Here is a 13607-nt window from a genome sequence, read left to right as displayed (position 1 = left end):
GGCATGCTCCGCGTGCTGACGGCCGGCGAATCTCACGGCCCCGAACTCGTCGCCATCATGGAGGGCCTCCCCTCTGGCGTGCCCGTATCTCCCCAGGACATCCAGGACGATCTGCAGCGTCGCAAGCTCGGCTACGGCCGGGGGTCGCGCATGAAGTTCGAGCAAGACGAGCTCACCCTTTCGGGGGGCATCCGACACGGACTCACGATGGGCAGCCCCGTCGCGCTGCGCATCGGCAACACCGAGTGGCCGAAGTGGACCGAGGTGATGAGCGCCGAGCCGACCGAGCTCAGTGAGAAGTCGCGTGGTCGCGGCGCCCCTCTCACGCGCCCCCGTCCCGGTCACGCCGATCTTGTCGGCATGCAGAAGTACGACTTCGACGAGGCGCGTCCCGTCCTCGAGCGTGCGAGCGCCCGCGAGACGGCGGCTCGTGTCGCTCTCGGAGCCGTCGCGCGGAAGTTCCTCGGTGAGCTCGGGATCCGACTCGTGAGCCACACTCTCTCGATCGGCCCCGTCGCTGCGCCCGAGGGCGCGCCCGTTCCGACGCCCGACGACGTGGCGACGCTCGACGCGGATCCGCTGCGCTGCTTCCACGGCGAGACGTCCGCGCGGATGGTCGCCGAGATCGACGACGCCCGCAAGGCGGGCGACACGCTCGGCGGCATCGTCGAGGTGCTCGCGTACGGACTGCCCCCGGGGCTCGGCTCGCACGTGCACTGGGACCGCCGGCTCGACGGCAAGCTCGCCCAGGCGCTGATGAGCATCCAGGCGATCAAGGGCGTCGAGGTCGGCGACGGGTTCGAGACGACCCGGCGTCGTGGATCGGCCGCGCACGATGCGCTCTATCCGTCGGACGACGGCGTCGCACGCGGGTCTGACCGCGCGGGCGGGACCGAGGGCGGCATGTCGACCGGCACCACCCTTCGCGTGCGGGCCGGAATGAAGCCCATCGCGACCGTGCCGCGGGCGCTCGACACGATCGACGTCGCGACCGGCGATGTGGCGACCGCACATCACCAGCGCTCCGATGTCTGCGCGGTCCCTGCCTCCGGCGTCGTGGCGGAGGCGATGGTCGCGATCACGCTGGCCGACGTCGTGCTCGAGAAGTTCGGCGGCGACTCCATCGCGGAGACCCGCCGCAACGTCGAGTCGTACCTCGCAGCGATCCCGGAGACCCTGCGAAGCGCGTCCCACTCGATCCCGCATGACTGACGGACCGTCGCTCGTCTTCATCGGCCCGATGGGGTCCGGAAAGTCGAGCATCGGGAGGCGCGTCGCGAAGCGCCTCGGCGTCTCTTTCACCGATACCGACAGTCTCATCGTCGCGGAGCACGGCCGGATCTCCGACCTGTTCGCTGCGCGGGGTGAAGCCGAGTTCCGGCGGCTCGAGCGCGAGGCGGTGCGCCGTGCGTTGAGGGAAGGTGGCGTCGTCGCCCTCGGCGGGGGCGCGGTGCTGGATCCCGACACGCGGTCCGATCTCGCCGCGCACCTCGTGGTGTTGCTGACGGTGTCCGATCGCACGGTCGCGTCTCGAATACGCGGCGCGAAGAGACCGCTTCTGAACCAGGGCGATCCGCTCGAGGAATGGCGGCGGATCGCGGCCGAGCGCCGGCCGATCTACGAAGAGCTGGCCGACATCACATACGACACGTCGCGCGGCCCGCTGCGGGAGGTCGTCGAGGGTGCGGCTGCGTGGGCGGCCGCGCGCCTCGGCGACGCCGCCCCGGGCGCCGACGACACAAGAGAGGAAGCCCATGACTGAGCACACGGCGATCCACGTCGACGGCACGCCCGGCTACGACGTCACCGTCGGGCACGGGGCGCGCCACCTGCTCCGCGCGGCGCTGCCGTCCGAGGCGAAGAAGGTGCTCATCGTGCACCAGCCGACGCTCGGACGCATCGTGAACGATCTTCGCGAGGAGCTGCTGGCGGACGGTGACCTCGAGGTTCTCCTCGCCGAGATCCCGGACGCCGAGTCAGCCAAGCGCGTCGAGGTCGCCTCCTTCCTCTGGGGGATCCTCGGGCAGGCCGACTTCACCCGTACCGACGCGATCGTCGGGGTCGGCGGGGGAGCGGCGACCGATCTTGCAGGATTCGCGGCCGCGACGTGGCTGCGCGGGGTGGCCGTCGTCCAGGTGCCGACGAGCGTGCTCGGCATGGTCGACGCGGCCATCGGCGGGAAGACCGGCATCAACACGGCGGAGGGCAAGAACCTCGTCGGAGCGTTCTGGTCGCCGCGGGCCGTCCTGTGCGATCTCGAGATGCTCGAGCCGCTGCCGCTGAACGAGCTGAAGGCCGGTTTCGCGGAGGTGCTCAAGGCGGGATTCATCCGCTTCCCCGAGATCCTCGACATCGTCGAGTCCGACCCCGAGCGCGCGCTCGACGTCACGGGAGCCGAGTTCCGTCGATGCATCGAACTTGCGATCCAGATGAAGGCTGACGTCGTCGGCGAGGACTTCCGTGAGGCGGGTCTGCGCGAGACGCTCAACTACGGACACACTCTCGGGCACGCGATCGAGCACGCCGAGCGTTACCAGTGGCGACACGGTGCCGCGATCTCGATCGGCATGATGTTCGCGGCCGAGCTCTCGCGACTCGCGGGTCGCCTGAGCGACGCGGCCGTCGACCGGCATCGCCGGATCCTCACTCTTCTCGGTCTGCCGACGAGCTACCGCGCGGGCGCGTGGAATCAGCTTCACGCGACGATGCAGCGCGACAAGAAGGCGCGCGCAGGTCAGCTGCGCTTCATCGTTCTCGACGACCTCGGGAAGCCCTCGGTCCTACAGGCGCCCGATCAGTCGCTGCTCTTCGCGGCGTACCAGGAGGTCGCCGAAGAGCAGCAGGGCGGAATCGTCCAGACGGGTTCGCGATAGGATCATCCCTCGGGTCCGACTGCGGCCCTCGCACACCTCACAATCACGAAACGGAACTCCTCTTTCATGGCATCCACTGCAGATATCCGCAACGGCGTCGTCCTTTCGATCGACGGACAGCTCTGGAGCGTCGTGGAGTTCCAGCACGTGAAGCCGGGCAAGGGTGGCGCGTTCGTCCGCACGAAGCTGAAGAACGTCGTCTCGGGCAAGATCGTCGACAAGACCTTCAACGCCGGCTCGAAGGTCGACATCCAGAACGTCGATCGCCGCGACTATCAGTACCTGTACAACGACGGCGAGTCGTTCGTCTTCATGGACGTGTCCGACTACGACCAGATCAACGTCCCGACGGCGCTCGTCGGGGACCAGGCCCGCTTCATGCTCGAGAACATGATGGTCACGATCGCGATGCACGACGGTCAGCCGCTCTACGCTGAGCTGCCCCCGTCGGTGGTCCTGGAGATCACGTACACCGAGCCCGGCCTGCAGGGCGACCGCTCCAACGCGGGCACGAAGCCCGCGACGGTCGAGACCGGTGCCGAGATCCAGGTGCCGCTCTTCGTGGGCGAAGGCACGAAGGTCAAGGTCGACACGCGCACGGGTGAGTACCTCAGCCGTGTCAACGACTGACGCCCTGTGAGCGCACGCACCAAGGCGCGCCGCCGCGCGCTGAACCTCCTCTTCTCCGCCGATGTGCGGGGCGACGACCTTGCCGTCGCCCTCGCCGCCGAGGCGAAGCGGGCCGCAAGCGAGCCCGAACGTCAGTCGTCCTGGCTGTATGCGCGTGAGATCGTCGACGGCGTCGTGGACCACGCGGGCGAGATCGACGAGCAGATCACCGCGCACAGTCGCGACTGGAAGCTCGAGCGCATGCCTGCCGTGGATCGGGCGCTGCTGCGCCTCGCGACCTGGGAGCTCGTCTTCAACGACGAGGTGCCCACGGCCGTGGCGATCGACGAGGCGGTCGAGCTCGCCAAGGAGCTCTCGACCGAGGAATCCGGCGCGTTCGTCCACGGCGTGCTGGCGCGCATCGCGCGATCGAACTGAGTAGACTGCTCTCACGCGACACCTGCACCTTTAACCCCGTCCCGTGAGGCGGAGAAGGGAGCGGCAGATGGGCACGAGAACCGTGCTGCATGAAGCCGACATCTCGCGTGCGCTCACGCGCATCGCGCACGAGATCCTCGAGTCGAACAAGGGGCCCGATGGGCTCGTGCTCCTCGGGATCCCGACCCGCGGCGTTTCACTCGCCGATCGACTTGCGACGCTCATCGAGCGCTTCGGCGGCGCCCCGGTCGCCGTCGGGCAGCTCGACGTCACGATGTACCGAGACGATCTGGCGAAGCACCCGACGCGCGCTCCGCGCCCGACCTCGATTCCGGACGGCGGCATCGATGGACGCGTGGTCGTGCTCGTGGACGATGTGCTCTTCTCGGGCCGGTCGATCCGCGCGGCGCTCGACGCGCTCGGCGATATCGGCCGCCCGTCGGCCGTGCGCCTCGCGATCCTCATCGACCGCGGACACCGCGAGCTGCCGATCCGCCCCGACTTCGTCGGCAAAAACCTTCCGTCAGCGCGCACGGAGCGCGTGAACGTTTCCGTGACCGAGGTCGACGGGGTCGACGAGGTCACGATCGCTGCTGCGGGGGAGGACGCGTGATGCGGCACCTGCTCGATACCCGCTCGCTCACGCGCGACGAGGCGATCCGGATCCTCGATGTCGCGGAGGACATGGCCGCGACGCAGAGCCGCCAGGTGAAGAAGCTGCCGACGCTGCGTGGCAAGACCGTCGTGAACCTCTTCTTCGAGGACTCGACGCGGACGCGCATCTCATTCGAAGCGGCGGCGAAGCGGCTTTCGGCCGATGTGATCAACTTCTCCGCGAAGGGCTCCAGCGTGTCGAAGGGGGAGACCCTGCAGGACACGGCTCAGACGCTGGAGGCGATGGGCGCCGACGCGGTCGTGGTGCGTCACGGCGCCTCCGGCGCTCCGCGCACCCTCGCCGCGAGCGGCTGGATCGATGCGGGCGTGGTCAACGCGGGGGACGGCACGCACGAGCACCCGACGCAGGCGCTTCTCGACGCCTTCACGATGCGCCGGCGGCGATACGGCGCGGATGCGAGCCGCGGCCGTGACCTCGCCGGATATCGCGTCGCGATCGTCGGGGACGTGCTGCACTCGCGCGTCGCGCGATCCAACGTCTGGCTGCTCGACGCGCTCGGCGCCGACGTGACTCTCGTCGCGCCGCCGACGCTCGTGCCGCAGGATGTGTCGCTCTGGCCGGCGCGCGTCGTGTACAGCCTTGACGAGGCGATCGATGCGGCCCCCGACGCGCTCATGATGCTCCGCATCCAGACCGAGCGCATGTCGGGATCCTTCTTCCCCAGCGAGCGCGAGTACGCGCGCCTGTGGGGCCTCGATCCGGTGAGGTTCCAGAAGCTGCCGAACGATACGATCGTGATGCACCCCGGGCCCATGAATCGGGGGCTGGAGATCTGCGCCGCAGCCGCCGACTCGCCTCGCGCCACGGTACGCGAGCAGGTCGCGAACGGAGTGTCCGTGCGAATGGCCGTGCTCTATCTGCTGCTGGCAGGAGAGCACACGGAAACCGAGACGAAGGAGGACCGATGAGCGAGGTGCTCCTCATCCAGGGCGCGTCGATCGTGGGCGCCGAGCGGGCCGACATCCTCATCGAGGAGGGACGGATCGCTGAGATCGGCACGGGGCTCAGCCGAGCCGGCGCGCGCGCGATCGACGCGGACGGCCTCGTCGCGCTGCCGGGTCTCGTCGATCTGCACACCCACCTGCGTGAGCCGGGCTTCGAAGCGAGCGAGACCGTCGCAACCGGCACGCGGGCCGCGGCGGCCGGTGGATTCACCGCCGTCTTCGCGATGCCGAACACGCATCCCGTCGCCGACACGGCCGGCGTCGTGGAGCAGGTCGCCGCGCTCGGAGAGTCGGCCGGGTACGCGACCGTGCAGCCGATCGGCGCTGTCACGGTCGGGCAGAAGGGCGAACGGCTCGCGGAGCTCGGCGCGATGGCACACTCCCGCGCCCGTGTGCGGGTGTTCAGCGACGACGGCTTCTGTGTGTGGGATCCGCTGCTCATGCGTCGCGCGCTCGAGTATGTGAAGTCCTTCGGCGGCGTCGTTGCGCAGCACGCCCAGGATCCGCGTCTCACGGAGGGCGCGCAGATGAACGAGGGTGCCGTGTCGGCGGAGCTCGGCCTGCCCGGGTGGCCCGCGGTGGCCGAGGAGTCGATCATCGCGCGTGATGTGCTCCTCGCCGAGCATGTCGGATCCCGGCTGCACGTGTGCCACCTCTCGACGGCGGGCAGCGTCGACATCGTCCGCTGGGCGAAGAAGCGTGGGATCGCCGTCACTGCAGAGGTGACTCCGCATCATCTTCTTCTCACGGACGAGAGCGCCCGCGGATACGATGCGCGGTTCAAGGTGAATCCGCCGCTGCGACGTGAAGAGGACGTGCGCGCCGTGCGCGAGGGGCTCGCTGACGGCACGATCGATATCGTCGCGACCGATCACGCCCCCCACCCCTCCGAGGCGAAGAGCGCCGAATGGGCCGCCGCCGCGCACGGGATGGTGGGGCTCGAGAGCGCCCTGCGCGTCGTGCACGACACGATGATCGCGGATGGGCCGTTCGACTTCTCCGACGTCGCGCGCGTGCTGTCCGAGGCTCCGGCCCGTATCGGCGGACTGGACGGACACGGCACGCCGATCGCGGCCGGTCAGCCGGCCGAGCTCACGCTCTATGATCCGGCTCCGCGCGCGCCGTTCTCGTCGGACGATCTTCGTGGGCGCAGCACCAACTCCCCGTACCTCGGACGAGAACTCCCCGGCAGCGTGCGATGGACGATCCATCGCGGCCAGGCGACGCTCGCCGACGGCGAGATCGTCGACCTCCCCGGGGGGCGAGCATGACCCGCGAGGCGGCGTCGCTCGTGATGGTGGCGCTCGCGCTCATCGCGCTCGCACTCATGGCGTGGGGCTGGCGACGACGAACCCGGCGCGATGCCGGAGTGCGCGTGCCTTTCGGCGAGCTCTCGGGCGAGATCCTCGCATCGTTCTCCGGCCTGCTCGTTGCCACGACCCGTCACGACGCACCGCTCGATCGCGTCGCGGCACGGCCTCTCGCCTTCCGATCACGGGCCGACATCACGGTGACCTCGGCAGGCCTTGGGCTCGCGATGCCGGGGGAGAGCCCGATCTTCATTCCCGCCGCTCGACTCCTCGGCGCGGGGCGCGCGACGTGGACGATCGACCGGGTCGTCGAGCGTGACGGCCTCGTCCTCGTCGCCTGGAGCGACGGATCCCAGACATTCGACACCTACCTCCGCCTGCCGGACGACGATCCCGCCCTCCTCGAGAGCGCGATCGACGACATCTCGGCGGCGGGCACACCCACGGGAGCGACATCATGACCCCCACCGACTCCGCCATTTCCCTCCTCGAGCGGGATTCGGCCGTCCTCGTCCTCGAAGACGGCACCCGCTACGCGGGCGCCGCCTACGGCGCGCGCGGCACGACGCTCGGCGAGGTCGTGTTCTCGACCGGGATGACCGGATACCAGGAGACCCTCACCGACCCGTCGTACGCGGGACAGATCGTTCTCCAGACGGCGCCGCACATCGGCAACACCGGCGTGAACGCAGAGGATCCCGAGTCCCGACGCATCTGGGTCGCCGGCTACATCGTGCGGGACCCCTCGCGCGTCGTGTCGAATTGGCGAGCGGACGAATCTCTCGACGCGGCGCTCGCGCGCGACGGGATCGTCGGAATCTCCGGAATCGACACACGCGCCGTCACGCGGCGCATCCGCTCCGAGGGATCCATGCGCGGGGGCGTGTTCTCCGGTGACGCGGCCGAGCTGCCGGCCGAGGAACAGCTGCGCCTCGTGCGTGAAGCACCCGAGATGTCGGGTCGAAACCTCTCGTCCGAGGTGTCGGTCGAGGTCGCCGCGGTGACGCCTGCTGAGGGCGAGAAGCTGGGCAACCTCGCGGTCATCGACCTCGGCATCAAGCAGGCGACGATCGACAATCTCGCGCGACGCGGCTTCGAGGTGCACGTGCTTCCCCAGCAGGTGACGGCCGACGAGCTGTGGGCGATCGATCCCGTCGCTGTCTTCTACTCGAACGGCCCGGGTGACCCGTCCGCCTCGGACGCGCACGTCGAGCTCCTCCGCGGTGTTCTGCGCGACGGTCTGCCGTTCTTCGGCATCTGCTTCGGAAACCAGCTCTTCGGGCGCGCGCTCGGTCTCGGGACCTACAAGCTGCCGTTCGGCCACCGTGGCATCAACCAGCCCGTGCGCGACAAGCAGACGGGCCGCGTCGAGATCACGGCGCACAATCACGGCTTCGCGGTGGACGCTCCTCTCGAGGGCGTCTTCGACAGCCCCGCCGGATTCGGACGCGTCGAGGTCAGCCACGTCGGCCTCAACGACGACGTCGTCGAGGGCCTCCAGGCGCTCGACATCCCCGCTTTCAGCGTGCAGTACCACCCCGAGGCTGCGGGCGGTCCGCACGACGCCAACTACCTGTTCGACCGTTTCCGGGATCTCGTCATCGAGACCCTCAGCAAGAAGGGCGCCCATGCCTAAGCGCGACGACATCTCCTCCGTCCTCGTCATCGGCTCCGGGCCGATTGTCATCGGCCAGGCGTGCGAATTCGACTATTCCGGCACGCAGGCCTGCCGTGTGCTGCGCGAGGAGGGCGTGCGTGTCATCCTCGTCAACTCGAACCCGGCGACGATCATGACCGATCCCGACTTCGCCGATGCGACGTACATCGAGCCGATCACGCCCGAGGTGATCGAGTCGATCATCATCAAGGAGCGTCCGGACGCGATCCTTCCCACTCTCGGCGGGCAGACGGCCCTCAACGCCGCCATGGCGCTCCACGACCGCGGTCTGCTCGAGAAGCACGACGTGGAGCTCATCGGAGCGAACGTCGAGGCGATCCGCAAGGGTGAGGACCGCCAGGTCTTCAAGGAGCTCGTGGTCGAGTCGGGGGCAGACGTCGCCCGCAGCCGCATCGCCCACACGATGGACGAGGTGCTGGCGGCGGCCGACGAGCTCGGCTACCCGCTTGTCGTGCGCCCCTCCTTCACGATGGGAGGCCTCGGCTCGGGCTTCGCGCACGACGAGGCGGAGCTGCGCCGCATGGCCGGGCAGGGTCTCGTCGAGTCGACCACGACCGAAGTTCTGCTCGAGGAGTCGATCCTCGGGTGGAAGGAATACGAGCTCGAGCTCATGCGCGACACGGCCGACAACACGGTCGTCGTCTGCTCGATCGAGAACGTCGACCCCGTCGGCGTGCACACGGGCGACTCGATCACCGTCGCGCCGTCCCTCACGCTCACCGACCGCGAGTACCAGTCGCTGCGCGACATCGGAATCGACATCATCCGCGCCGTCGGCGTCGACACGGGCGGCTGCAACATCCAGTTCGCGATCAACCCCGATGACGGACGCATCATCGTCATCGAGATGAACCCGCGCGTGTCCCGATCGTCGGCGCTCGCCTCGAAGGCGACGGGATTCCCGATCGCCAAGCTCGCGGCGAAGCTCGCGCTTGGCTACCGCCTCGATGAGGTGCCCAACGACATCACGAAGCAGACGCCGGCATCCTTCGAGCCGACGCTCGATTACGTCGTGGTGAAGGTTCCGCGCTTCGCCTTCGAGAAGTTCCCGGCGGCGGATCCGACTCTCACGACGACCATGAAGTCGGTCGGCGAGGCGATGGCGATCGGTCGCAACTACGCGACGGCGCTGCAGAAGGCGCTGCGCTCGGTCGAGAAGCGCGGATCCAGCTTCCACTGGGGCGAGGAGACGCGCTCGGTGGACGAGCTGCTCGACTCGATGCGCACTCCGACAGACGGCCGGATCGTCGATGTGCAGCAGGCACTGCGGCTCGGCGCAACGGCCGAGCAGGTCTTCGAGTCCACGAAGATCGACCCCTGGTTCATCGACCAGATCGTGCTCATCAACGAGGTGGCTGGCGCGATCGCCGCCGCGGGTGAGCTCGACGAGCGCGTGCTGCGGCTTGCGAAGGAACACGGCTTCTCGGACGCGCAGATCGCTGAGCTGCGTGGCCTGAGCGAGGAAGATGTCCGCGATGCTCGTTACGGGCTCGGGGTGCGCCCGGTCTTCAAGACGGTCGACACCTGCGCCGGAGAGTTCCCCGCTCTGACGCCGTACCACTACTCGTCCTATGACGCCGAGACGGAGGTCGCGCCGAGCGATCGCCGGAAGGCCGTCATCATCGGCTCGGGCCCCAACCGCATCGGTCAGGGCGTCGAGTTCGACTACTCGTGCGTGCATGCCTCGTTCGCTCTGAGCGACGCGGGCTTCGAGACGGTCATGATCAACTGCAACCCCGAGACCGTGTCGACCGACTACGACACCTCGGACCGCCTGTACTTCGAGCCCTTGACGCTGGAGGACGTCCTCGAGGTCCTCTACGCCGAGGCGCAGTCGGGCGAGATCGTCGGCGTGATCTGCCAGCTCGGCGGGCAGACGCCGCTGGGCCTCGCACAGGGGATCCAGGACGCCGGGTACACGATCCTCGGCACGAGCCCTGCGGCGATCGACCTCGCCGAGGACCGCAAGCTGTTCGGCGAGATCCTGGAGCGCGGCGCGCTCGTGGCGCCCCGCAACGGCACGGCGACGAGCGTCGACGAGGCGGTCGTGATCGCCGAGGACATCGGCTACCCCGTACTCGTGCGCCCGTCCTTCGTTCTGGGAGGGCGCGGGATGGAGATCGTCTACGACACCGAGAGTCTCCACGACTACTTCGACCGGATCGCCGCGAGCGCCATCATCGGCCCTGACGCGCCGCTGCTCGTGGACCGCTTCCTGGACGACGCTGTGGAGATCGACGTCGACGCCATCTTCGACGGCGAGGACCTCTACATCGGCGGCATCATGGAGCATCTTGAGGAGGCCGGGATCCACTCGGGTGACTCGTCGTGCACGCTGCCGCCCATGTCGCTCGGACGCAGCGAGATCGAGCGTGTCGTCCACGCCACGCGGGCGATCGCCGAGGGCGTGGGTGTGCGCGGGCTGCTCAACGTGCAGTACGCGATCAGCGCAGGTGTGCTCTACGTCATCGAGGCGAACCCGCGTGCGAGCCGCACCGTGCCGTTTGTGTCGAAGGCGCTCGGGATCCAGCTCGCGAAGGCGGCGAGCCGCGTGATGGCGGGGTCGACGATCGCCGAGCTCCGCGCCGAGGGCCTGCTGCCGGAGGCGGATGGATCCGCGGTGCCGATCGACGCGCCTGTCGCCGTGAAGGAGGCCGTGCTGCCGTTCAAGCGCTTCCGCACGGCCGAGGGCCTCATCGTCGACTCGGTGCTGGGGCCCGAGATGCGTTCGACGGGCGAGGTCATGGGCATCGATCGCGATTTCCCGACCGCCTTCGCCAAGAGTCAGTCGGCGGCGTACGGCGGCATCCCCCTGGAGGGGACCGTCTTCATCTCGGTCGCCGACAGCGACAAGCGCGACGTGATCCTGCCGGCTCACCGGCTGCGGCAGCTCGGCTTCCGTCTCCTCGCGACCGAGGGCACGGCCGAGATCCTGGCGCGCAACGGCATCGCCGTAGAGGTGGTCCAGAAGTACTCGGCGACACAGGAGAGCGGCGAGGACAACATCGTCGACCTCATCACCCGCGGCGAGGTAGACATCATCGTCAACACGCCGAGCGGAATGTCGGCCCGTGCGGACGGCTACGAGATCCGTGCGGCGGCGGTCGGCGCCGACAAGGCCCTGTTCACGACGATCGCCACGCTGGGTGCGGCCGTGAGCGCCATGGACTCGATGTCGGGCGGCTTCGCCGTCAAGAGCCTGCAGGAGTTCCAGGCGGAGCGCGCCGCGTGACGACGAGCTTCGGGCAGCGCGCCCGCGCCGGCATCGACCGGCGCGGGCCGCTGTGCGTCGGCGTCGACCCGCATCCGGCCCTGCTCGACGAGTGGGATCTCGCGCAGGACGCGAACGGCGTGCGCGAGTTCGGCCTGCGCGTCGTCGAGGCCGCGGCAGAGAGGCTCGCGTTCGTGAAGCCGCAGGTGTCCTTCTTCGAGCGCCACGGATCCGCGGGGCTCGCGGCGCTCGAGGATGTGATGCGGGAGGCTCGTTCCGCGGGCCTGCTCGTCATCGCGGACGCGAAACGCGGCGACATCGGCTCGACGATGGACGCATACGCCCGTGCCTGGCTCACGCCGGGCGCACCGCTCGAGGCCGATGCGCTGACGGTCAGCCCTTTCCTCGGCGTGGGCGCGCTCACGGGCACCGTCTCGACCGCATACGAGCACGGAAAGGGCGTCTTCGTTCTCGCGGCCACGAGCAATCCGGAGGCGGCGGGCGTGCAGCGCTCGACGGATCCCGAGGGCCGGAGCGTCTCGCAGCGCGTCATCGACGAGGTGTCGTCGCTCAACGCCGCCCACGCACGGCCGGATGAGTGGGGCAGCGCCGGTTTCGTGATCGGCGCCACGGTCGACTGGGCCTCCGCCGGCATCGCGCCGTACGCGCCCGTCGCGCCGATCCTGGGGCCTGGCTTCGGCCATCAGGGGGCCCGCCCGGATGATGCGGCTCGCATCTACGGGCCGATGGCCGACGCCGTTCTCATGAGCGAGAGCCGGAGCATTCTCTCGGCTGGATCCGACAGGATCGGAGACGTGATCGATGAACATGCTCATGCCGCCCGCAGGGCGCGAGCACACCGGGGGAGCGAGAGCCGGGAGCCGAAGGATGACTGAGACACTCCGCCCGCCCGAGGTCGACCGTGTCGCCGCCTCCCGCAAGGCCGTCGCGGCCCGCCGTGCCCGCGCCAGTCTGAAGCGTGACCTCGCGACGCGCGTCGTCACACCGCAGGAGGTGCTGCGCCGAGCCGTCGCGGATTCGTCGTCGGCGGCCGGGACGCTGCGCGTTCCGGAGTTCCTCACCTCGCTCCCGGCGATCGGCGAGGGCAAGCGCGACAGGATCCTCGCGGAGCTGCAGATCTCACCCGTCAAGCGCCTGGGCGGGCTGGGATCACGCCAGCGTGACGCGCTGCGCGGGTGGCTGGACGACCGTTCTCCCGAGCCTGAGCCGCGCCCTGGACGCAGCAGCCTCGTGGTGCTGGCGGGCCCGACTGCCGTGGGCAAGGGCACCGTCGCGACGCATATCCGCGAGAACCATCCCGACGTGCTCCTGTCGGTCTCGGCGACGACGCGCGCGCCGCGCCCCGGCGAGGAGAACGGCCGCCACTACTACTTCGTCGACGATGCCGAGTTCGACCGCATGGTCGCCGAGCACGAGCTCCTCGAATGGGCGACCGTACACGGCACGCATCGTTACGGAACGCCCCGGGGGCCCATCGACCGCGCCCTCGCCGAGGGGCGGTCGGTGCTGCTCGAGATCGACATGCAGGGCGCCTTCCAGGTACGGGCGTCGGAGCCGCGCGCGACCCTCGTGTTCCTGCTCCCGCCGACCTGGGACGAGCTTGTGAGCCGGTTGGTCGGCCGCGGAACCGAAGACGAGGAAGAGCGCGCGCGTCGCTTGCGCACGGCTCGCGCGGAGCTCGCCGCTCAGGGTGAGTTCGACTACCGCATCGTGAACGAGGACGTCGCCGATGCGGCTCGGCAGGTCGTAGACTTGATGCAGGCGTCCGCGCGCCCGGGGGCGTGACGTTCCCTCTTCGCGAGAGAAGATCCCGCCTGCCTCACATGGTGAGCGACCTCCGGTCGCAT

At 69.2% G+C, this 13607-nt stretch carries 13 protein-coding genes; all 13 read left to right on the top strand.

Translation table 11 applies throughout. The features are described 5' to 3' along the window. The first annotated feature begins 3 nt into the window (after positions 1–3). The 13 genes from aroC (at position 4) to gmk (ending at position 13545) form a co-directional block, all read left to right on the top strand. The gene (gene aroC, locus C0012_RS09300; RefSeq protein ID WP_110588910.1) at positions 4–1212 is read left to right on the top strand and encodes a chorismate synthase; all 1209 of its coding nucleotides are present in this window, start codon (positions 4–6) and stop codon (positions 1210–1212) included. Next, entirely contained in the window at positions 1205–1762 is a 558-nt protein-coding gene (locus C0012_RS09295; RefSeq protein WP_110588911.1) for a shikimate kinase, read from the top strand. Before aroC ends, C0012_RS09295 begins: the two co-directional genes overlap by 8 nt. Further along, positions 1755–2873 (top strand): 3-dehydroquinate synthase, encoded by a 1119-nt coding sequence (gene aroB, locus C0012_RS09290; RefSeq protein WP_110588912.1) that lies wholly within the window; start codon positions 1755–1757, stop codon positions 2871–2873. The genes C0012_RS09295 and aroB overlap by 8 nt, the downstream gene beginning before the upstream one ends. Before the next feature lie 66 nt (positions 2874–2939). Next, complete coding sequence (gene efp / locus C0012_RS09285) at positions 2940–3503, top strand: elongation factor P (RefSeq protein ID WP_110588913.1); 564 nt, start codon at positions 2940–2942, stop codon at positions 3501–3503. Positions 3504–3509: 6 nt separating this feature from the next. After that, complete coding sequence (nusB, locus tag C0012_RS09280; RefSeq protein WP_110588914.1) at positions 3510–3920, top strand: transcription antitermination factor NusB; 411 nt, start codon at positions 3510–3512, stop codon at positions 3918–3920. Between the two features lie 67 nt (positions 3921–3987). Continuing rightward, positions 3988–4533, top strand: a complete 546-nt coding sequence (gene pyrR, locus C0012_RS09275) for a bifunctional pyr operon transcriptional regulator/uracil phosphoribosyltransferase PyrR (protein ID WP_110588915.1) — start codon at positions 3988–3990, stop codon at positions 4531–4533. Beyond that, the gene (locus C0012_RS09270) at positions 4533–5504 is read left to right on the top strand and encodes an aspartate carbamoyltransferase catalytic subunit (protein WP_110588916.1); all 972 of its coding nucleotides are present in this window, start codon (positions 4533–4535) and stop codon (positions 5502–5504) included. Before pyrR ends, C0012_RS09270 begins: the two co-directional genes overlap by 1 nt. After that, positions 5501–6811 carry a dihydroorotase gene (locus C0012_RS09265; RefSeq protein WP_110588917.1) on the top strand — a complete coding sequence of 437 codons (1311 nt, stop codon included), beginning with the start codon at positions 5501–5503 and terminating at the stop codon, positions 6809–6811. The genes C0012_RS09270 and C0012_RS09265 overlap by 4 nt, the downstream gene beginning before the upstream one ends. After that, positions 6808–7311, top strand: coding sequence for a PH-like domain-containing protein (locus C0012_RS09260; protein WP_110588918.1), 504 nt, complete (start codon positions 6808–6810; stop codon positions 7309–7311). Before C0012_RS09265 ends, C0012_RS09260 begins: the two co-directional genes overlap by 4 nt. Then, positions 7308–8486: a glutamine-hydrolyzing carbamoyl-phosphate synthase small subunit gene (gene carA / locus C0012_RS09255; RefSeq protein ID WP_110588919.1), complete on the top strand. Its 1179-nt coding sequence runs from the start codon at positions 7308–7310 to the stop codon at positions 8484–8486. The genes C0012_RS09260 and carA overlap by 4 nt, the downstream gene beginning before the upstream one ends. Next, a complete protein-coding gene (gene carB, locus C0012_RS09250; RefSeq protein WP_110588920.1) occupies positions 8479–11760 on the top strand; it encodes a carbamoyl-phosphate synthase large subunit in 3282 nt (1093 codons plus the stop codon). The genes carA and carB overlap by 8 nt, the downstream gene beginning before the upstream one ends. Continuing rightward, entirely contained in the window at positions 11757–12635 is an 879-nt protein-coding gene (gene pyrF, locus C0012_RS09245) for an orotidine-5'-phosphate decarboxylase (RefSeq protein ID WP_110588921.1), read from the top strand. Before carB ends, pyrF begins: the two co-directional genes overlap by 4 nt. Continuing rightward, positions 12628–13545, top strand: a complete 918-nt coding sequence (gene gmk / locus C0012_RS09240; protein WP_110588922.1) for a guanylate kinase — start codon at positions 12628–12630, stop codon at positions 13543–13545. The genes pyrF and gmk overlap by 8 nt, the downstream gene beginning before the upstream one ends. The last annotated feature ends 62 nt before the right edge of the window (positions 13546–13607 follow it).

Source organism: Microbacterium suaedae, from assembly GCF_003254645.1.
Classification (GTDB): domain Bacteria; phylum Actinomycetota; class Actinomycetes; order Actinomycetales; family Microbacteriaceae; genus Microbacterium; species Microbacterium suaedae.
The sequence above is the reverse complement of the archived record's forward strand: the minus strand, read 5'-3'. Positions and strand labels throughout refer to the sequence as shown.

What these genes read in the sequence shown, in the direction of transcription:
- gmk (WP_110588922.1), top strand. Translation starts at nt 12,628, where the DNA reads ATGACTGAGACACTCCGCCCGCCCGAGGTCGACCGTGTCGCCGCCTCC.
- carA (WP_110588919.1), top strand. Translation starts at nt 7,308, where the DNA reads ATGACCCCCACCGACTCCGCCATTTCCCTCCTCGAGCGGGATTCGGCC.
- pyrR (WP_110588915.1), top strand. Translation starts at nt 3,988, where the DNA reads ATGGGCACGAGAACCGTGCTGCATGAAGCCGACATCTCGCGTGCGCTC.
- C0012_RS09265 (WP_110588917.1), top strand. Translation starts at nt 5,501, where the DNA reads ATGAGCGAGGTGCTCCTCATCCAGGGCGCGTCGATCGTGGGCGCCGAG.
- C0012_RS09295 (WP_110588911.1), top strand. Translation starts at nt 1,205, where the DNA reads ATGACTGACGGACCGTCGCTCGTCTTCATCGGCCCGATGGGGTCCGGA.
- aroC (WP_110588910.1), top strand. Translation starts at nt 4, where the DNA reads ATGCTCCGCGTGCTGACGGCCGGCGAATCTCACGGCCCCGAACTCGTC.
- carB (WP_110588920.1), top strand. Translation starts at nt 8,479, where the DNA reads ATGCCTAAGCGCGACGACATCTCCTCCGTCCTCGTCATCGGCTCCGGG.
- C0012_RS09260 (WP_110588918.1), top strand. Translation starts at nt 6,808, where the DNA reads ATGACCCGCGAGGCGGCGTCGCTCGTGATGGTGGCGCTCGCGCTCATC.
- aroB (WP_110588912.1), top strand. Translation starts at nt 1,755, where the DNA reads ATGACTGAGCACACGGCGATCCACGTCGACGGCACGCCCGGCTACGAC.
- C0012_RS09270 (WP_110588916.1), top strand. Translation starts at nt 4,533, where the DNA reads ATGCGGCACCTGCTCGATACCCGCTCGCTCACGCGCGACGAGGCGATC.
- efp (WP_110588913.1), top strand. Translation starts at nt 2,940, where the DNA reads ATGGCATCCACTGCAGATATCCGCAACGGCGTCGTCCTTTCGATCGAC.